This window comes from Aedoeadaptatus acetigenes, from assembly GCF_025566985.1.
Taxonomy (GTDB): domain Bacteria; phylum Bacillota; class Clostridia; order Tissierellales; family Peptoniphilaceae; genus Aedoeadaptatus; species Aedoeadaptatus acetigenes.
In genome coordinates, this window is the sequence record NZ_JAOQJD010000008.1 from 21,923 (window position 1) to 41,975 (window position 20,053).

Sequence of the window (20,053 nt, forward strand, 5' to 3'; positions counted from 1 at the left end):
CCCGCCGGAGCGGGTTCATTTTTATTTGTTAAAAATGGAATTGAACAGATCGGCGAAAAAGGCTTTGATCTTTTGAATCAAGCTTTGGCCCTCTTCGCTGTTAATGTATTCCTTCGCCTGATCGGCGGCGCCCTTCGCTTTGTCGGCCAGGCCGTTCCAGTCGATTTCCGTCTTTCGCAGGCGATCGAAGAAATTGGTCAACTTATCCGTCTGCTCGGCGGTCAAATTGAGATTGTACTGATTGGAAATATTGATGACGATGTTTTGCACTTCTTCCCGCGTCTTCGGTGCTTCCGTGGCGATTTTTTCCTTAATGTCCTTCACCAGGCCCGTTGCCTTGTCGGCGCCCACATCTTGGGCCAAATCCGAGGTGACGACCATCTCTTCGTTGGCCGCCTTTTTCACCTTGTCGCTGATTTTTTTGCCGGTGGAGGTTTCATAAGCCTTCATAATCCCGGTAAGCGCCGCCGTGCCGCTGACATTCATCGGCGCATCCACAGTGATCTTCGCGTCCTTAATGCCTGCCGTTTCCAATGCTTGGCGATACATATCGTGGGTAATGTAGCGAATCCGCTTCGACGTTTCCACTTGGATGCCGCTTCCCTCGGCGGTGTATTCCACCTTCGCACTGGAAATGGCCTTGCGGCCGATCTTCGATTCCGGCACGAAATCGCCTAAGTACTTGTGCTCTTCCTGATTGGTGACCTCGATGATTTGATCCTCGTCGGATCCGTTAAAACGCTTCATGAGCGCGTCCCGCTGCTCGGGGGTAAGGTCCTGACCGAAACACAGAATCACGTCCCCTTCCACGGCATCGGCAAACACCGGTGCCTGCATCGTAAGGATCATGAGAAGGGCCAGGGCTGCCGCCATGTATTTTTTTAGATATTTCATAATCTCCTCCAGTTCTTTTTTCGTATGACATTATAACACAGGCCCCGAAGGCCGCCGCCGAAAAGGAAAAGTCTTCGCCTTTTTTTAGAAAACTTTTGCTTTTCGACACAAAAAAAAGAGGCCGAAGCCCCTTTTTCCGTGAACTTATTTTGCCAAGGCGGCATCGATGCGTGCGCGGTCGAAGCCGACGATTTCTTCTTCGCCGATCACCAAGACGGGTACGCCGGTGTAGCCCATGGAGATCAATTCATCTCTTGCGGCTGCGTCGGTTTGCACGTTTTTTTCATTAAATTCGATGCCTTTTTCTTTTAAATAGTCCTTTGCCATGGTGCAGTAAGGACAGGTGTTGCTTGTATAAACTTTTACTTCTGACATTGTCATTCCTCCCAAAATAATTCATCTATTCGATTAGTCGATTTATACCCGCGAGGTATGGGCTTAATCATCTTCTCCGATTTTATGCATGGCGTGGGTGTAGCCCATGGAAAAAAGGGTCTCCACGTGATCGTCGTCCAGGGAGTAGTAGACTTTGCGCCCTTCTTTTCTCGAACGGATCAGCCCTTCTTCTTTCAGAAGAATCAACTGATGAGAAATGGAGGATTGGCTCATGCCCAAAAGCTCCACGAGTTTCGACACATTGCAGGTGCCCAGCATGAGGGCGTAGAGAATCTTCAGCCGCGTGGGATCGGCCATGACTTTAAAGATGCCGCTCAAGCTTTCGATTAAGGGCTCGTTTTCTACAAAGGCGTGAAAGGTCTCGTCTCTGTATTCCGCCATCAGTCGCCCTCCTTTTCTACTTTCGGAAAGTTTTTCGCCAAGATTCGGTACTCTTCCACGGTAATGGCTTCGGCCCGGCGATTGGGCTCGATGCCCGTCTCGGCCAAGGCCTGAAGGATCTGATCTTTTTCGATGGCGAAGCCGTAGGTGGACAGGGCGTTTGCCACGGTTTTTCTCCGCTTGGAAAATGCCGCCCGCACCACGGCCTCGGCGCGCTTTAAGTTTTCCCCGTGATCGGTTTTAAAATTCGCGAGGGCCAAGACGGCGCTGTCCACATTGGGCTGGGGCATAAAGCAGGTGCGGGGCACGGCGAGAGCCACGGAAACCTCCGCCCGCATTTGCAGGAAGACGGAGATGGAGCCGTAGGCCTTCGTACCGGCCTTGGCCGCCATGCGATTGGCCATTTCTTTTTGCACCATGACGTGAACCGATTCCAAAGGCAGGTCCGAATCGAAGAGATGCACAAAAATCGGCGTGGTCACGTAATAGGGCAGATTGGCCACCACTTTGATCTTGTGATCACCGAAGCGGGAGGTGAGTTCTTTTTTCAGATCGGTTTTGAGTACGTCTTTGTAGAAAATCTCCACGTCTTCGTACGCGCCCAGGGTTTCGTCCAGAATGGGTTTTAAGTGCTCGTCGATTTCCACGCAAAACACTTTGGCGCCGCGTAAGGCCAATTCTTCCGTCAGGGTGCCGATGCCGGCGCCGATTTCCAAAATTACATCCCCTTCGCCCACCTCGGCGCTGTCGGCGATGGCGCGGACGATGTTTCCGTCGATGAGAAAGTTTTGTCCCAGGGATTTTTGAAAGCGAAAGCCCCACTTTTCCTGAATTTCGCGAATGCGTGCCGGGCTGTAAAGTCGTTTATTCACCGAACACCTCCCCGTAAATTCGCTCAAATTCTTCTACCGTAATGCCGAAGCTATTGAGCCTGCGCAAAAATTGCTTGCCGTTGCCGTGGCCGATGCCCAATGCCTCGGCCATTTTTTCCCGACGCTCGGCGGCATCCGATGCCCCCGTCATGCCGTAGCGAATCATGTCCGCCTTGGTAAATGTCTCCTCGTAGGATTTTTTCATGGGCTTGGCGCGAAAAATCGCTTCCCGAATGTCCTCGGGCCGGGCGTTTTCGATGCCGATGTCGTCTTTGTAAAGGGCCTTGTCCTGAGGTAAATAGGCCTGTTTCGGCGATGCCAAAGCCTCCGTGAGGCGATTTCGGATTTGCTTTCCCATGTAGTCGGGATCCGTGAGAATAATGACGCCGCGGCGCGCTTCCACTTTTTTCAGCTCGCGCAGAAATTTCTCGCCGAAAGCGTAGCCCCCGGTGGCCATAACGTCGCAATTCAGGGCGCTCTTCACTCGGGCGATGTCGTCTTTTCCCTCGACCACGATCACTTCTTGTATTATTTCTTCCATTTGTAAAACCGTTTCGTGTTCTCATCCGTGTGGGCCACAAGTTCCGCCACATCCATGGCCCGAAGGGCGGCAATGTTTTTCGCCACATAGGCCACGTACTTGGGTTCGTTGCGCTTGCCGCGATTGGGCTCCGGGGTCATGTAGGGGCAGTCCGTCTCCAGAAGGAGGCGATCCATGGGCACGGCCGCCGCCACTTTTTTCGGCACCTTGGCGTTTTTAAAAGTGGTCACGCCGCCCAGGGAAATGTAGCACCCGAGGGCCATGAAGCGCGCCATCATTTCCACGGAATAGCTGTAACAGTGAATGAGTACGTGGTGGCCGGGATGGGCCTCGAGAAAGTCGCGGACGATGTCGTAGGTTTCCTCCGCCGCATCCCTGGAGTGGATCACCAGAGGCAGATCCACTTCCGCCGCCAAGTCGCACATGGCGCGAAAAACCTCCCGCTGCACGTCGCGGGGTGAATTTTCGTAGTAGTAGTCCAGGCCGCATTCGCCGATGGCCAGGACCTTTTCGTCCTTTGCCAGGGCAATTAGCTCCTCGCGCACGGCGTCATTGTAATGCTTCGCCTCTTGGGGGTGAATCCCCACCACGGCGTAAAGGCGGTCGTGCTTTTTCGCCAATTCCGCCACGGCGCGGGATGTTTCCATATCGCTTCCCACATTCACCACGGCGTCGAGGCCGTCTTCTTCCATGCGAGCGATGATTTCTTCTCGATCCTTGTCAAATGCCTCATTTTCCAAATGGGAATGGGCGTCTATCATAGATCCTCCTAACTGATTTGTGCGCCGGATTTTAATTGTTCCATGGTGGTGGCCAGGGACAATTTTCCGTCTTCATCTTCCGCCGCAAGTAGCATGCCTTGGGACAGAACGCCGCGCAGTTTCGTGGGCTTTAAGTTGGCCAAAAGCAAGATTTGTTTGCCCGTGAGCTCTTCTTTCGTGTAATATTCCTTGATGCTGGAGCAGATGACCCGCTTTTCGCCGCCGACGCTGAGATTTAATACATAGAGGCGATCGGCATTGGGGTGATCTTCCACGGAATCCACGGTGGCGACGCGAATGTCCAATTTATCGAAGTCGTCGATGGTGATTTCAGGCTTCAGATCCAAGGCTTCCTCTTCTTCCACCGCTTCGCCTTTGGCGAGTTTTTCCGCCTTCCGCTTTTCAATGAGGGCGTGGTTGGCGTCCCAGAGGCGCTTCGTTTCTTCTTCGATGTCCAGGCGCGGGAAGATGATCTTCTTTTCGCCCACGTGTTTGCCCGGTTCCAGAAGGCCCCAGCGCGTGGCGTCTTCCGCTTCGAATTCTTTCGTCGCCGTAATTTGTTCGGCGATGGAGATGGCCGTGTTGTTCATAAAGAAGGACAGAAGGATGGAGACGATGCGCAAGGATTCCGCCAAATTGTAGAGAACCGTATCAAGCCGTTTCTTTTCGTCTTCGCCGCCCTTGGCCAAGACCCACGGTTCGTTTTCGTCCACATACTTGTTGCTGCGGCGAACCAATGTCCAAATGGCTTCCAGAGCTGTGGAGAATTGGTAGGTTCCCATTTCTTTTTCCAGCTCGCCCCAAATGCTCACGGCCAAGTCCTTTAATTCCTTGTCCACGGCCGTTTCGTCGTGAGGTGCGGGAACGATGCCGTCGTTGTATTTTTCGATCATGGAGACGGTGCGGGACACCAAATTCCCCAAGTCGTTGGCCAAGTCGGAATTAAGGCGCTTCATAAAGCTTTGTACATTGAAGCTGCCGTCGTGGCCGAAAGAGAATTCCCGTAAGAGGAAGTATTTCAGGGCGTCGACGCCGTAAAGGTCGATAATGGGTTCGGGGTAAATAATATTGCCTTTGGACTTGCTCATTTTGTCGTCGTCGAAGAGAATCCAACCGTGGCCGAAGATTTGCTTCGGCAGGGGCAGATCCAGTGCCATAAGCATGGCGGGCCAAATAATGGTGTGGAAACGCATAATTTCCTTGCCTACCAAGTGCACATCCGCCGGCCAGAAGTTTTTAAATTTCTCGTCGTCGGTGCCCAAGCCCGCGCCGGTGAGGTAGCAGGACAGGGCGTCGATCCAGACATAGATGACGTGTTTGTCGTCAAAGGGAACGGGAACGCCCCAGTCGAATGTGGAGCGGGTGACGGACAAATCGTCCAGGCCGTCTTTTAAGAAAGAGTTGATCATTTCGCTCTTTCGATAGGCCGGTTGAATAAATTCCGGATGATCTTCGTAGTATTGAAGGAGCTTGTCCCGGTATTCGGAGAGGCGGAAGAAATAGCTTTCTTCGTGTTGCAAATGGGTTTCGCGGCCGCAGTCCGGGCACAAATGGCCTTCCAGCAATTGGGATTCGGCCCAGAAGGATTCGCAGGGCGTGCAGTAGTAGCCTTCGTATTCGCCTTTATAGATTTCGCCCTTGTCGTAGAGCTTTTGGAACAACGCCTGCACGTTTTTTTCGTGTTGGGGATCCGTGGAGCGCACAAAGGAATCGTAATGGATGTCCATGGTCTTCCACAAAGCCTTGGTATCGTCGACAATGGCATCGATGTATTCCAAGGGTTCCTTGCCGGCTTCCTTGGCCTTTTCCTGAATCTTTTGGCCGTGTTCGTCGGTTCCCGTGGTAAACAAGACATTGTAGCCTTGCAGGGTTTTAAAACGCTTCACCGCATCGGCAGCCACGGTGCAGTAGGTGTGGCCGATGTGTAGATTGTCGCTGGGGTAATAAATGGGCGTTGTAACGTAAAAGTTCTTTGACATGTATGCCTCCTTGCATATAGATGATATGCTCGACCATAGAGGATGGCCGAAAAAAATTTCTTGTAACAATTATACTATCAAGACAAGTTCTGCGCAATAAACCCTCGTCATGCTATACTTTTTATCCCCCCGGCTAAATACCACTCGCCCAATGAGTCCCGCGCCTTTCTTCCATGCAAAAAGCGACGGATGCATTCCATCCGTCGCTTTTTTGTCTTATGCATTTTTCTCTATGCCGCCTTGGCTTACTTGCCAAGCCGGTGCCTTCATCTTCAGTTCGAACTGGCCGACTAAGTAAGACGAAACAATGGTCGTCATAAAGGAAAAGACCAGTCGACTCGGCGCGATGTAGCTTAAGGATAAAGCCAACACCACGGCGTCGGTAAAGAAGTAGGCGCGGGAAATGGGCCACTTTAATTTTTTCGAGATGACCATGGCCAGGGCGTCGTCGCCGCCGGCGCAGCCCCCGGCTGTCACGGCAATGCCGCAGCCGCAGCCGATAAAGATCCCGCCGGCAAGGGCGGCGAGAGCGGGCAAATGGTACAAATTGGGAAGGACCGGGCCCATAAAGTTAAAGATCCAATAGAATCCGGAAAAGCCCAAGGTGGCCACCGCCGACTTCTTTAAGAAGCGGGCACCCAACATGGAAAAGCCCAATGCGTAGCACAAGCCGTCCAGTATGGGCGAAACGTAAGCCAGGTTCATGCCCACGACTTTTTTCAAAAACAGGCCCAGGCCCAAGACGCCCCCCTCGGTTATTTGAGCGGGCTCGTGGACATTGACTACGCCGAAGGCCATAATGGCGCAGCCCAACATAATTTTAAGGAATTCTTTCTTCGTTAATCCCAGGTTTCTCAGCAAAGAACTGAGCATAAATGTCACTCCTAATTCGACGATTAGGGAACCAAAAAAAGACTGCCGCCTTAGGTTCTCCTAAATTCGCAATCTTCGGATGGTGTCGATGCTTTTTGTTTTGCTGATTTTTTCTTATAAAAACTCTGAGCCAACAGATGTGCTTAACGGCTCGAAAAATCCCACATCAGGCACTTTTCGAACACTCATCGCATACCCTGCATCAGATAAAAACTACCGATCGAATCGGTAACCACCGTAATCAAACAGCACTATCGCAAATAGTTTATCACATCAGCGATCTTTATTCAATCGTCTGTGTCGACGGAAAGAGAAAAGCGGGGATTTCTCCCCGCTTCAATTACTCCTTTATATCCAAGGAAATCCTTCCGCGCTCTTTGTCCACTTTTTCGATGACTACCTTCATGCGGTCGCCGACTTTTAAAAGATTATAGATGGCGGTATTTCTCTTGCCCTTCATTTTTGAAATGTGCAGCAGGCCTTCTTTCTTTACGCCGATGTCAATAAAGGCGCCGAAGTCCACGACATTTTTCACCACGCCTTCCAGCTCCAGGCCGGGCACCAATTCTTCCATGGTGAGGGCCGAACGGCGCAGGCCCACATCTTCCGTATCGCCTCGCGGATCGCGGCCGGGTTTTTCCAATTCTTTGCGAATGTCTTCCACGGTAAAGGCCCCTGCTCCGGCTAGTTTTTCCTTTTCCTCGTCGGTGAGGCTTTCTTCCCTCAGGATCAATTCCGCCAAATCGTAGGATTCCGGGTGGACGCCGGTGCGGTCCAAGATGTTTTCGCCGTTTTGTATGCGTAAAAAGCCCGCCGATTGCTCAAAGGCCTTTTCGCCCAGGCCCTTTACCTTTTTTATCTCCCGGCGATTTTTAAAGGCCCCTTCGCTTTCTCGATAGGCCACGATGTTTTTCGCGAGGTTCGGCCCGATCCCCGCCACAAAGCGCAGAAGGGAGGGCGATGCGGAATTAATGTCCACGCCCACTTCGTTGACGGCGCCTTCCACTACGCCCTGCAGGCGATCGTCCAGGGCTTTTTTATCCAGATCGTGTTGGTACTGGCCCACGCCGATGTGGCGCGGCTCGATTTTCACGAGCTCCGCCAAGGGATCCTGAAGGCGTCTCGCGATGGAAATGGCGCCCCGCACGGTGACGTCTAAATCGGGAAATTCTTCGATACCCAGCTCCGATGCGGAGTAAATGCTGGCGCCGTCTTCGCTTACCACGGCGTAAGCCACGTCCCAGTTTTTCTCCTCGATGAGATTCGAGACGAATTGCTCCGTTTCGTAGCTCGCCGTGCCGCTGCCGATGGAAATAAATTTCACGCCGTGCTTTAGGACAAGCCGCTCAATGATTTTTTTCGCCTCTTCCACTCTCGCCTTCGGCGGCGCGGGATAGATGACGGCGTTGTCTAAAAACTTTCCGTTTTCATCCACCACGGCCACTTTGCAACCCGTGCGGTAGCCCGGGTCCAGGCCCAAGACCACGTAATGGCCCAGTGGCGGCATAAGAAGAAGAGGCTTTAAATTTTGTGCAAAGACCTCGATGGCATCGGCCTCCGCCCGCTCTTTTAAATCCCGACGAATTTCACGCTCCAATGAGGGAAAGAGGAGTCGCTTAAAGGCATCTTCCGCCATGGGAAGAAAGGCGGCACGCTTTTCCTCGGAAGGACCGGCGACCTGCACGATCATGGAGATCAGCGCCTCTTCGCCGCACTGAATCTTCACCTTGACGGCGCCTTCCGCTTCCCCGCGATTTATGGCGAGAATGTTGTGATTTTTTACATCCTTTAAAGGTGCGGTGAAGTCCCCGTACATGGCATAGGCGGGATTCGCCTCCTTGCCTTCTTCCGTGATGAGGGCGCCTCGCCGCCACAGGTAGCTTTTCAACAAGCGGCGCACCTTGGCATCGTTTGCTACGGCCTCCGCCACGATGTCGCTGACGCCCGGGAGAATTTCTTCTCGCTCAAGGCCTTCAAAGGCGTCCACGGCGTCTTCAAAATCCTTTAAGGATGCGTCGGACAAAAAGTTTTCCGCCAAGGGCCCCAGACCCTTTTCCATGGCATCTGTGGCGCGGGTTCTCCGCTTGGGTTTGTAGGGGCGATACAAATCTTCCAAGGTCTGCATGTCCCAGGTAGTGTCGATGGCCGCCCTTAATTCCTCGGTGAGCTTGCCCTGGCTTTCGATGGTGTTTAACACCGTCTGCCTACGGTCTTCCACCTTTTCCAGTTCTTTTTTTCGACCTTCGATCTTACGAAGGGTCTCGTCTTCGATGCCGCCGGTCACTTCCTTTCGGTAGCGGGCGATAAAGGGCACGGTATTGCCCTCGTCCAAAAGTTTCAGCGTGGCGTCCATTTGCTCCGGGGCGATGTGAAATTCCCCGGCTAATATCCTTCCGATGGTCATGGTTCCTCCATTTAAAAAGAGAGGGCAAGCCTCTCTTCTTATTCTCTATTCGTGATTTATGCTTCCGCTTTGTCTTCCAGGTAGGCATTTATGAAGGGATCCAAATCCCCGTCCATGACGCGACTCACATCGCCCATTTCAAAGCCGGTGCGATGGTCTTTCACCATGGTGTAGGGTTGGAAGACGTAGGAGCGGATCTGAGAACCCCAGGCGATTTGGGAATAGTTCCCCGCCAAGTCCTCGATCTTTTCCTTTTGTTCCTCTTCTTTTAATGCCACGAGTTTGGCCTGAAGCATTTTCATGGCCTGCTCGCGGTTTTGAATTTGACTGCGCTCGTTTTGACATTGCACCACGATGCCCGTGGGGATGTGGGTAATGCGCACGGCGGAGTCGGTGGTGTTGACGTGTTGGCCGCCGGCCCCGGAGGAGCGGTAGGTGTCGATTTTTAAATCTTCCTGATTGATTTCCACATCCGTATTGTCGTCCAGTTCCGGATAGACGTCCACGGAAGTAAAAGAAGTGTGGCGTTTTTTCGCCGCGTCAAAGGGCGAAATGCGCACCAGGCGGTGCACGCCTTTTTCCGACTTCAAATAGCCGTAGGCGTGGGGACCGGAGATCAGAAGCGTGGCCGATTTAATTCCCGCTTCGTCCTCTTCCAGCATGTCCAGCACTTCCACGGAATAGCCCTTGCCTTCGGCGTAGCGCGTATACATTCTTAAAAGCATATTCGCCCAGTCTTGGGCCTCCGTGCCGCCGGCGCCGGCGTGAATGGCGAGAATGGCATTGTTCGTGTCGTACTCGCCGTTTAAAAGGGTTTGGATTTTAAAATCGTGGGCCTTTTTTTCAATGGCATCGAGGCTTTTCTTAAACTGATCGTAGAAACTGAAGTCGTCCTCTTCTTCCATAAGCTCCAACATCACTGCCGACTCTTCCATGGCCTCCATGAGCTCGTCGTAGACGTCGGTGCGGGATTTCAGGGCGTTTTGCTCGCGGATCACTTTTTGCGCCGCTTCGGAATCGTCCCAAAAGCCGGGCTCCATGGTTTTTTCCGTTAAAGCACGATTCTTTTCCTTCAAGCCGTCGATGTCGATGCTCTTCGCCAGTCGATCCACCAGCTCTTCAACCGCTTCCAGTCGACCCCGATCCAAAAATAAATTTTGCTCCATAGGGTTCCTTTCCGGACTTAGGCGTTTTTGCCGCAGCAGTGCTTGTACTTCTTTCCGCTGCCGCAGGGGCAAGGATCGTTGCGACCGATTTTCTTTTCCGTGCGGCGAATGGGTTCTTGTACGCCGCTGTCGGGATTCACGGTCTTCACTTCCTTGGCCACTTGTTTCCGTTCCATCTTTTCGGGGTTTTGAACGTGGAACATAATGCGCACGGTTTCTTCCCGAATGCTTTCGTTCATGGCTTCAAACATATCGAAGCCTTCTTCCGCATAGGCGCGGACCGGGTCGATTTGGCCTACGGCTCTTAAGCCGATCCCTTGACGCAATTGATCCATGGCGTCGATGTGATCCATCCAGCGTTGGTCGACAACTCTGAGCAGAACCACCCGTTCCACTTCGCGGAAGGCTTCTTCGCCGAATTCTTCCACCTTTTTGGCGTAAGCTTCCTTGGCTTCTTCCTTCATAAAGCGCTTGATTTCGTCGGCACTCGCCGTTTCGTGGCCGTCCATAAAGTCTTCGTCGAAATCGAAGGCGGCACGGCCGAAGCGGTAGATGCTTTCGTAGTCGATGTATTTTTCGTGTTTGTCGTTGACCTTGACGTTAAAGTCCACGGTATCGTTGATTAAATCTTCCGTCATGGCGGCGATGTCGCCGGAAAGGTCGTCGCCCTTCAATACTTTTTCACGTTCGGTATAGATGACTTCCCGTTGCTTGTTCATGACGTCGTCGTATTGCAAGACGTTTTTACGAATACTGAAGTTGTTGCCTTCAACCTTTCGTTGGGCCGATTCGATGAGGCGGGTGAGCATTTTCGCTTCGATGGGTTCGTCTTCCGGGGCGTCGATGCCGTCCATGACCTTTTTAAAGCGGTCGCCGGCAAAGAGGCGGATGACGTCGTCTTCGGCGGAAATGTAGAACTTCGTGCTACCCTTATCCCCTTGACGACCGGAACGGCCGCGCAATTGATTGTCGATACGACGGGATTCGTGGCGTTCGGTACCGATAATGTGCAGGCCGCCGGCGGCGATGACCTTTTCTTTTTCGGAGTCGGTTTCCACCTTGATTTCGTCGCGCAGATCGCTGAAGCGCTTTCTTGCCGCCAAGATTTCTTCGTCGTCGGTTTCGAAATAGCTGTCCGCCGCTTCGATCATTTCGTCTTCAAAGCCTTCTCTGGCCATTTTTTCCTTGGCCATGTACTCGGGATTGCCCCCGAGGACGATGTCGGTCCCACGACCGGCCATGTTGGTGGCGATGGTCACGGCGCCATAGCGACCGGCTTGGGCGACGATTTCGGACTCTTGTCTGTGGCGCTTCGCATTCAATACCTTGTGGGGAATGCCGCGCTTTTTAAGATAAGACGAAAGTTTTTCCGACTTTTCGATGGATACGGTACCCACGAGGATCGGTTGGCCCGTAGCGTGGCGAAGAGCGATTTCGTCGGCCACGGCGCGGAATTTCGCGTCTTCCGAGCGATAAATGGCGTCGTCTTGGTCCTCACGGATGACTTCTTTGTTGGTGGGAATTTCCACGACGTCGATGTTGTAGATTTCTCTGAATTCCGATTCTTCCGTCATAGCGGTCCCGGTCATGCCGGCGAGCTTTTTGTACATACGGAAGAAGTTTTGGAAGGTAACCGTGGCCAGGGTTTTCGATTCGGCCCGCACTTCGATGCCTTCCTTCGCTTCGATGGCTTGGTGCAAGCCTTCGGAGTAGCGGCGGCCGTACATGAGACGACCGGTGAATTCGTCGACAATGATGATTTCACCGTCGTCCACCACGTAGTCGATGTCTTTGTGCATGGTACCCTGCGCCTTTAGGGCTTGGTGAATGTGGTGGAGAAGCTCGGTGTTGTCGGGATCGGTTAAATTGTCGATTCCGAAGTATTTTTCAGCCTTGCCTTGGCCGATTTCGGTCAAAGTGGCGGTCTTTTGCTTTTCGTCGATGACGTAGTCCACGGTTTCGTCGCGGAATTCGCGGTTAAAGCGGTCTTCCGCTTCTTCCGCCTGATCCTTGATTCGATAGCTCAAGGTGTCCACGAAATTTTTCGCTTGGGTGTACAGTTCCGTGGATTCATCCCCTTGACCGGAGATGATTAAGGGGGTACGGGCTTCGTCGATTAAGATCGAGTCCACTTCGTCCACGATGCAGTAATACAGTTCCCGTTGAACTTGATTTTCCTGATAGACAACCATATTGTCGCGAAGGTAGTCGAAGCCGAACTCGTTGTTGGTCCCGTAGGTAATGTCGGCGCCGTAGGCCACTTGCCGTTCTTCCGGCGTCATGTCGTGGAGAATACAGCCGACGGTCATGCCTAAGAAGGTATATACCTTGCCCATCCATTGCTTGTCACGCTCGGCCAAGTAGTCGTTGACCGTGACCACGTGGGCGCCCTTGCCGGCCAAGGCGTTTAAGTAGGCGGGCAGGGTGGCGACCAAGGTCTTCCCTTCACCGGTTTTCATTTCGGCGATACGGCCTTGGTGCAGTACGATCCCCCCGAGAATTTGCACGGGGAAGTGCTTCATCCCTAGAACCCGGTCGGCGGCTTCGCGAACCACGGCAAAGGCTTCGGGGAGGATGTCGTCGAGGCTTTCGCCGCCGGCCACACGGCCTTTAAACTCGGCGGTCTTTGCCTTTAATTCTTCATCGGTTAATTTTTGCATGGCACTGTCCAAAGCGAGGACTTTTTCCATGGTCGGGCGGATTTTTTTAATCTCCCGACTGGAGTAGGTGCCGAATATTTTATCTAATAGAGACATTTATACACGTTCCTTTCACTAACTTTCTATTTTAGCAAATCCGCCCGAATCCCGCAACGAATGGCGAATATTTCATCATTTATTCACCTTCGTTTGAGGCGTCTTTCGGAAGATGGTGGACGATGGCCACCATTTTTTCTCCTTCTTTTATTTTCCTCACGCGCTTTTCAAAATCCATGCGCGCCATCCAAATGGTTCTGTCGCAGCCCATGCAGGCCAGTTTAATGTCCACGCCGGTGCGCAAAATCTTCCACAGATTTTCGCCGCAGGGATGGCCTTTTTTCAGTGTGACCACGTCGCCTTCTTCGTAATACAGTCGGTTCATTTCACCTCTCCTTTAAGGGGGCCCGCGTAACGGGCGATGGGTATGCTGATGTTTTGTGCGTTCATGGCCTTGGCGATGGCCTTTCTCAGATCGTATTCCAAATCAAATTGATAGCGCGCTTCGTCCCAGGCCACCACGGTAATTTCGTAGCCGTTGGCGATAAAATCCGTCACGCCCCATACTTCCGTCGTGGCGTTGGGGTAAATCTCTTTTAAGGATTTTGCCGCGCCGTCGATGGCGGCAATCGCCCGATCCGGATCTTCGCTGCGGTCGATGGGCACCACGACTTTGGCCCGCTTTCTGCCCCGCCCACGATTGGTGACAATGCGTATGGCGGAATTGGGGATGGTGTGCAAGGTGCCGTCGAAGTCGCGGATTACTGTGGCGCGAAAGCCCAGAGACGCCACGTAGCCTTTTTTATCGGCGCACTCCACGTACTCGCCCACGGCAAATTGGTCGTCAAAAATAATGAAAAAGCCGTTGAGAAAGTCTTTAATGATTTCCTGGGCGCCCATGGCAATGGCCAGAGAGCCGATCCCCGCCGTTGCGATTAAGGTGGATGTGTTTACCCGGCAGAGATTTAAAAAGATTAAAAGGGCCACGCCGTAGATGGCATATTTTGATGCGCTTCCCGCCAAATGGGTTAAGGTAATGACCCGCCGCTTGTTTCGCACCTCTTTTTGCTCCCGATTGGCGATGTACTTGCCCAGAGCCGTACCGATAAGGCTCACGGCAATCCGCGATACAAAAAAGAGAATGATCCCCGAGAGGATTATGCCGGGAATGCTTAATTTCCCGGGCGCCGTAAATAAAAAGGCTTTGACTTCAGCCATAACAACTCCCCTCTGTTATTCTGTGTGTTTTAATTCCTGAATCTTATCCTTGCTAAATGAAAAATGGGGCTTCAGGCGATAGAAAGCCACGTGCTTGTGTTCGTAAGCGGCCAGGTAGCCGTCTTTTAAAAGGAGCTTTTCCTGATTGTCGTCGAAGCGAATGTGAAAAGGCGCCTTGGACATGGGCCGGGACAAGATCTCCCGATTGCCGTAGGCGAAAAGCCCTTCCTTCATCACCGCCAGCCGATCCACATTGGCCTCCATAAGGTAGTGTTTTTTCTCCTTCAGGTGGCCGTCGTATACGCTCAACAAACCGCTGTGCAGAGAATGCAAGCGGCCGTTGTACAAGATGATGTCGGATAAAATCGGCGTCTTTTCCGTAATCAATTCCTTGTCCAGGCCGTACAAATGCTTTTCCGTCACGACGACGGGGTACTTCCCCATCACCATGCGCATGGCTACTTCCATGGGAAATTCCGTGGACGCCATGGCGCTGCGATCGCCCTTTCCCTCTTCTCGATACACCGTGGTTTTGTAGCCGTTGGCCGCGTTGGAAAGCTCCGTCACCACAAAGGACTTCGACGAATCGAAGCGGTAGTCCAAAATGTAATTCTTCGTCTGAAACACTTCCGTGAGGCTGCCGCCGTCGGAGGCGACAAAAAGTTTCTCTCCGTCGTCGTAGCGGCAGTGGAAAATCCGCGTGCCTTCCTGCACCCGGGCGTTAAATAGGGTGCCGTCGACGCGGTAAGTTTGTTTTTCTTTTCCGTCTTCGCCGAAGACCGCCACTTTGTCTACATCTTCGTCGTAGAGCATGGCGTCGGCCTCACCAAAAAAGGCCTTTTGCCCTTCGCCCAGGCGATCCACCGTCTTCTTTCGGCCCTGTCTGTCGTAAAACGCCAGGCGGTCGCCGTCGAATGTGGCCAGCACGCCGCCTTTCAGAATGCCCATGTTCATGATTTCCTGATCGGTCTTTACCTGAAACAGGGGCTCGGCCTTGTAGGGAAGAAGGGTCTTTCCTTTGATTCCCAGACTCGCCGCCATTATAATAATAAGAAAGAGGACGATCCTCTTTTTAAATTTGCTCATAAAATCCTCCAGCACCATTATAACCAATGGAAACAAAGATGGAAAGGCGGATCAAACCGTGTTACTCAGAGATTCTAAAGGGATACGCTTCGCCGTATCGAAAAAGCCCTACGATTTTCGCGCCGCATTGGGCGAAGACCATTTCCGAAAGGATACGAAGAATTTTCTCAACGAACTCGGCGTCAAAGCGAGAGACGTTTACTTTATGAACCAAACCCATTCCGATCACGTGGCTGTGATCGACGAAGACTGCGGCGAAGACTACTTCGGCTGGCGCATCATAATCGACACCGACGCCATGATTACGAACAAAAAGTGCGTGGCTCTCGCGACGCGCATTTCCGACTGCACGCCGGTGCTTCTTTACGATCCCGTGAAGGACGCCATGGCTTCCGTTCACGCGGGCTGGCGCTCCACGGTGCAGAAATTGCCGGCGAAGGCCCTCTCGGCCATGACAAAGCACTACGGCACGGATCCGAAAGACGTACTTGCCTTTATCGGGCCCTGCATCGGTCCCGCGAGTTTTCAGGTGGGAAAGGAAGTGAGCGCCCTCTGGCGGGAAGCATTTTCTTTTGCAGAAGACGTAATTTTGCCTGACGACGACGCACACGACTTTATCGACATGAAAAAAACCAACGCCCGCATGCTTTGTGAAGCCGGTATTTTGGCGGAAAACATCGAAGTTGATCCCTCCGATACCCTCACCGATCCCCGCTACCACTCCTACCGCCGGGACGCGCCGGATTTCGGAAGCAATGCTTTATTTTCCATTCTCCTTTAAAAAAGGCTTGACATTTATCTTACATCCTCGTATACTAATTAAGAACTCAATTGCGGGGGTGTAGCTCACATGGGAGAGCGCTTGAATGGCATTCAAGAGGTAAGGAGTTCGATTCTCCTCATCTCCACCAAGGTCGCCGATAGGGCGACTTTTTTTATGCCTTTTTACAACTATTTAAATTCATGAGAACAAAACGCCATATTTGATACATTTTAACGGCACAGCCGCTTAGGGTACGGAACTCATTCTCAGGGGTACGAAAACTAATGCGCTAACCCTAAAACAAAAGGGACTGACTGCAAATATGAGTATGCAGGAGTCCCCCTTTTCATAATAATTGGAGTTGCTAAATTAAAATAAACTTGTTCAACTGAGTTGCCAGTTACTTGTCTTATTGAGTATTTTTTGGAAATCTTTATATATTCCTTCTTCTTCTATTAACTGTTCATGCGTTCCCTGCTGTACCAGCTTTCCTTGGTCTATAACTAAAATATTGTCAGCGAACTGTATTGTGTTTAGCCTGTGAGCAATAACGATCAATGTTTTTCCTTTGACCAAGGCGGATATGGCTTGTTGAATTAAATGCTCGTTTTCAGGATCAACACTGGCAGTTGCTTCATCTAATATAACGATAGGTGCATCTTTTAGTATGGCACGAGCAATGGATAAGCGTTGTTTTTCTCCTCCTGAAAGTGTCGATCCGCCTTCGCCAAGCATTGTGTTATAGCCGTTTGGTAAATTCTCAATAAATTCATGACAAGCCGCCTTTTTGGCAGCTTCTTTAATCTCCTCCATGCTGGCTTCCGGTCTACCGAAACGAATGTTGTTCAATATCGTGTCATGAAACAGATAGACATGCTGAAAAACGATCGAAATATATCGCAGCAGAGTATCACAAGTCATTTCCCTGATATCATGTCCATCGATAGAAATAGACCCATGATTGACATCATAGAATCTGGCAAGCAAATTACAGAGCGTTGTTTTACCGGAACCGGAGCGTCCCACGATGGCTAAAGTTGAATTTTCGGGAAGCGAAAAGCTCACATTCTCGATAACATTTTTGTGATCGTAAGCGAAGGATACGTTCTGATAAGAAATGTCAAAATTGTTTAAAACAATGTCTTTTGAATTTTCGTCGATATAGTTTGCCGTCTTAATTGTTTGAAGTTTGTCCAGCGCTGCTCGCATCATTTCCAAGGTGTGAGCAGCAGAAGTTACCGTTTCCAAACGAGCAAACATAACAAATGAAAAGATCACTATCATGAGCATGATAGGCAGAGAAATTTCACCGTGAATGGTTTGAAGGCATACCATAAAAGCGATTGCTACGGAGGTCAATTTTAGGCTTAACTGATAAAGACCGTTCGTCCACATGTAAGCATTTTCTATTTTGATGTTGATGTCACGTTGATCGGAAAAAGATTTTTGTAGTTCCGCAACGGCGCTTCCTGTTCTCCCATACGATTTAATAACCGTTATTCCACGGATAAATTGGAGTGTTGCGTTAATCATGCTATCATTGGCTTTCTGGCGCACCGCTGTGTTTGCCCGGCTATCTTTCACCAGTCGGCGCTGGAAAAATGCAGAGCATAATACACCCACTAAAGCAACAGTTGCCACTTTCCATGAGAAAAAAAGGATGCATAGAATCATGGCAAGAGTCTGCAAATAAGCTCCGATAACCGTATCCGTCATCTTCATGGCATACAATTCCAGAGCAGATAAGTCGGTTGTAACTGTTCCCGCAATTTCACCGGTCTTGTGACGATCAAAAAAGCCAAGGGAAACTCGCTTTAATATATCGCCTATCTCGATGCGCTCCTCGGCTGTTTTTTCATAAGCAATGCTTTCTTGAAAAACAGCCCGCAGATAGGAGAAGAAGAAACGACCTAAAACACAGAAAACCATAAACAAAAGCGCCCATAAAGCTTCCTTTGTGTGCAGACTCCTGAGCCCTGCCGTATCCTGCAGCATAAGGTTCAGTACATAAGCCGCTCCCATCAAGGGAAAAGCAATAAAGAAATTCTCTAATAACGACCAGACGATGCCCCAGTAAAATCTTTTTTTATAAGAACCTGTCCAATTAACGATACGTTTGATCATGGTAAACATTTATTTATCCGCTCCTTTCTCTTGATTGGATGTCGCCCATGCTTTGGCACCAACATGTGCTTCCCACATGGAGCGGTAAAGGGAGCAAGCCTTCAGAAGTTCATTCTGCGTTCCTTCCGCCACTTTTGTGCCTTCCTGCAAAACAACGATTTTGTCGGCATTTTTTATCGTAGAAAGCCTATGGGCAATTACTAACAGCGTCTTGCCACGCGTTAGTTCATTAATCGATTTTTGGAGTTGAAGTTCATTTTCCGGATCAGTAAATGCGGTTGCTTCATCCAAAACAACGATAGGGGCATCTTTTAGTATTGCCCTGGCAATCGCTATACGCTGTTTTTCACCGCCCGACAGTTTATCCCCCGCTTCTCCAGCCGGCGTGTCCCAACCTTGTTCTAAACGTGAAATAAACTCTTCGCATTGTGCCATATGAGCAGCCTGAAACACCTCTTCTTTTGTTGCGGCCGGATTGCCTACGCGGATATTTTCAAAAAGGGACATGTTGAAAAGAAAATTATCCTGAGAAACATAGCTGATGAGTCCTGAGAGCTGTTCAAGTGGCAAAGAGCGTATATCCTTTCCTCCGATACAAATACATCCCTGATTCACATCCCAAAAACGCAAAAGCAATCGAGATAAGGTAGATTTTCCTCCGCCGGAAGGACCTACCAAAGCTACGAAAGATTCCTCGGGTATTTGTAAGGAAAAATCTTTAACGATAGGTGCTTGAGCCTCTTCATAAGAAAATGTGACATCCTTATATGAAATGTCATAACCGGACAGTTCTTTCGACTCTTTTTCTTCCGGAAGCTCTTGCAAGTCTAAGATTTTCTGAACATCCAGCAGCGCGTATTCAATGGATTTATAGCTGTTGACAGCTGTCGTAAAGTATGAAACGGGGCCTACCAGACTTAAGGAAAGGATGATGGTAAGCGTTAGTTCAGCAGGTGTTAGATCTCCTGTAGCATAAAGCAAGATACCTGCCGGAAGAATGCCTAACAGTGTGCTCGGCAGTATCGCGGCTGCAAAATTCATCAGCGGCCAAGTGGAGCGAAACCAATCTAATGTAAAATCTTTAAAAGACGTGATCGCATTCGTATATTTTTTATAGGATTTACCGGATTGATTAAAAGCCTTGACAACCTCAATGCCTTCCACATATTCCACAATCACACTGTCCACGTTTTTAGAAGCTTTCATATAGCTGTCATATTTGCTGTTAAATGTCTTCATGACGATCGCATAGGCGAGTACGCCAAAAGGAATGCAGGCAACAGATGCCAATGCGACTTTCCAATTCCATACCAGCATGAAAATAAATACGATAACAGGAAAAATCAGATTCGAAAAGCCTTCCGGTATCAAGTGTGCCAAAGGTAATTCAATCGTTTCTACACGGTCAACAATAATGCTCTTGAGTTCACCGGCGGTTTTTCCTGTTACAGTTCCAAGCGGCAATCGCATTAATTTATCAGTCAGTCGGCTTCGTATATTTTTAAGAATATGGTAGGCGGCATGATGAGACCGATTCGTTGAGATTGTGTGAAACAAGACTTTAAGGCCATATCCTGCGACGCACAAAAGGAACCAAGGGACAAGTGAATGCACAGAAATTTGACTGCTATCTTGTACTTTTGAAAAAAACACGAGAAGGACTTGATAGATCCCAAAATAAGGCAAAAAACCACAGAAAACGCTTAGCACGGCAAATAGAATAGATAGTATAAACTGTGGTTTCGCACTATCTGCAAAAGACAGAACAATCGGAAATATTCTTTTTTTGCTTTTCAAAATAAAAACACCTCATTTCAAAACTGTTTTGGTCGAAGAGAATTCAACGTATTCTCTAAAACAGTTTATGAAATAAGGTGTCATCCGTTCCACCCTCTAATG

At 50.4% G+C, this 20,053-nt stretch carries 17 protein-coding genes and 1 tRNA gene; 2 read left to right on the forward strand and 16 right to left on the reverse strand.

What is annotated here, in order from left to right; translation table 11 throughout:
• Nucleotides 1-21 precede the first annotated feature (21 nt).
• From OCV31_RS05495 to OCV31_RS05560, 14 genes are all read right to left on the reverse strand, one after another.
• Complete coding sequence (locus tag OCV31_RS05495; protein ID WP_148473270.1) at nt 22-894, reverse strand: DUF1002 domain-containing protein; 873 nt, start codon at nt 892-894, stop codon at nt 22-24.
• 144 nt (nt 895-1,038) lie between these two features.
• Nucleotides 1,039-1,269, reverse strand: coding sequence for a glutaredoxin family protein (locus OCV31_RS05500; RefSeq protein WP_108830644.1), 231 nt, complete (start codon nt 1,267-1,269; stop codon nt 1,039-1,041).
• A 63-nt stretch (nt 1,270-1,332) separates the two neighbouring features.
• Nucleotides 1,333-1,671: an ArsR/SmtB family transcription factor gene (locus OCV31_RS05505; RefSeq protein ID WP_148473272.1), complete on the reverse strand. Its 339-nt coding sequence runs from the start codon at nt 1,669-1,671 to the stop codon at nt 1,333-1,335.
• Entirely contained in the window at nt 1,671-2,543 is an 873-nt protein-coding gene (gene rsmA / locus OCV31_RS05510; protein WP_148473274.1) for a 16S rRNA (adenine(1518)-N(6)/adenine(1519)-N(6))-dimethyltransferase RsmA, read from the reverse strand. The genes OCV31_RS05505 and rsmA overlap by 1 nt, the downstream gene beginning before the upstream one ends.
• Nucleotides 2,536-3,084: a ribonuclease M5 gene (gene rnmV, locus OCV31_RS05515; RefSeq protein WP_267303824.1), complete on the reverse strand. Its 549-nt coding sequence runs from the start codon at nt 3,082-3,084 to the stop codon at nt 2,536-2,538. Before rnmV ends, rsmA begins: the two co-directional genes overlap by 8 nt.
• Nucleotides 3,072-3,845, reverse strand: a complete 774-nt coding sequence (locus OCV31_RS05520; RefSeq protein WP_148473276.1) for a TatD family hydrolase — start codon at nt 3,843-3,845, stop codon at nt 3,072-3,074. The genes rnmV and OCV31_RS05520 overlap by 13 nt, the downstream gene beginning before the upstream one ends.
• Before the next feature lie 8 nt (nt 3,846-3,853).
• Entirely contained in the window at nt 3,854-5,824 is a 1,971-nt protein-coding gene (gene metG / locus OCV31_RS05525; protein ID WP_148473278.1) for a methionine--tRNA ligase, read from the reverse strand.
• 216 nt (nt 5,825-6,040) lie between these two features.
• Nucleotides 6,041-6,697 (reverse strand): YitT family protein, encoded by a 657-nt coding sequence (locus OCV31_RS05530; protein WP_148473281.1) that lies wholly within the window; start codon nt 6,695-6,697, stop codon nt 6,041-6,043.
• A gap of 340 nt (nt 6,698-7,037) precedes the next feature.
• Complete coding sequence (locus OCV31_RS05535) at nt 7,038-9,101, reverse strand: helix-hairpin-helix domain-containing protein (protein ID WP_148473282.1); 2,064 nt, start codon at nt 9,099-9,101, stop codon at nt 7,038-7,040.
• Nucleotides 9,102-9,157: 56 nt separating this feature from the next.
• Nucleotides 9,158-10,267: a peptide chain release factor 2 gene (gene prfB / locus OCV31_RS05540; protein ID WP_148473284.1), complete on the reverse strand. Its 1,110-nt coding sequence runs from the start codon at nt 10,265-10,267 to the stop codon at nt 9,158-9,160.
• A gap of 17 nt (nt 10,268-10,284) precedes the next feature.
• Nucleotides 10,285-13,023, reverse strand: coding sequence for a preprotein translocase subunit SecA (gene secA, locus OCV31_RS05545; RefSeq protein ID WP_148473286.1), 2,739 nt, complete (start codon nt 13,021-13,023; stop codon nt 10,285-10,287).
• A gap of 79 nt (nt 13,024-13,102) precedes the next feature.
• The gene (locus OCV31_RS05550; RefSeq protein WP_108830634.1) at nt 13,103-13,348 is read right to left on the reverse strand and encodes a DUF951 domain-containing protein; all 246 of its coding nucleotides are present in this window, start codon (nt 13,346-13,348) and stop codon (nt 13,103-13,105) included.
• Nucleotides 13,345-14,181 carry a mechanosensitive ion channel family protein gene (locus OCV31_RS05555; protein WP_148473288.1) on the reverse strand — a complete coding sequence of 279 codons (837 nt, stop codon included), beginning with the start codon at nt 14,179-14,181 and terminating at the stop codon, nt 13,345-13,347. The genes OCV31_RS05550 and OCV31_RS05555 overlap by 4 nt, the downstream gene beginning before the upstream one ends.
• A 15-nt stretch (nt 14,182-14,196) precedes the next feature.
• A complete protein-coding gene (locus OCV31_RS05560; RefSeq protein WP_148473290.1) occupies nt 14,197-15,267 on the reverse strand; it encodes a hypothetical protein in 1,071 nt (356 codons plus the stop codon).
• 58 nt (nt 15,268-15,325) lie between these two features.
• Here OCV31_RS05560 and pgeF point away from each other — a divergent pair, with 58 nt between their 5' ends.
• Complete coding sequence (gene pgeF, locus OCV31_RS05565; RefSeq protein WP_267303825.1) at nt 15,326-16,048, forward strand: peptidoglycan editing factor PgeF; 723 nt, start codon at nt 15,326-15,328, stop codon at nt 16,046-16,048.
• A 54-nt stretch (nt 16,049-16,102) separates the two neighbouring features.
• Nucleotides 16,103-16,178, forward strand: a tRNA-Ala gene (locus OCV31_RS05570).
• 236 nt (nt 16,179-16,414) lie between these two features.
• On the opposite strand, the gene OCV31_RS05575 is transcribed toward OCV31_RS05570, so the two are convergent.
• Nucleotides 16,415-18,163 carry an ABC transporter ATP-binding protein gene (locus tag OCV31_RS05575; protein WP_148473295.1) on the reverse strand — a complete coding sequence of 583 codons (1,749 nt, stop codon included), beginning with the start codon at nt 18,161-18,163 and terminating at the stop codon, nt 16,415-16,417.
• A complete protein-coding gene (locus tag OCV31_RS05580; RefSeq protein WP_148473297.1) occupies nt 18,164-19,951 on the reverse strand; it encodes an ABC transporter ATP-binding protein in 1,788 nt (595 codons plus the stop codon).
• Nucleotides 19,952-20,053 lie beyond the last annotated feature (102 nt).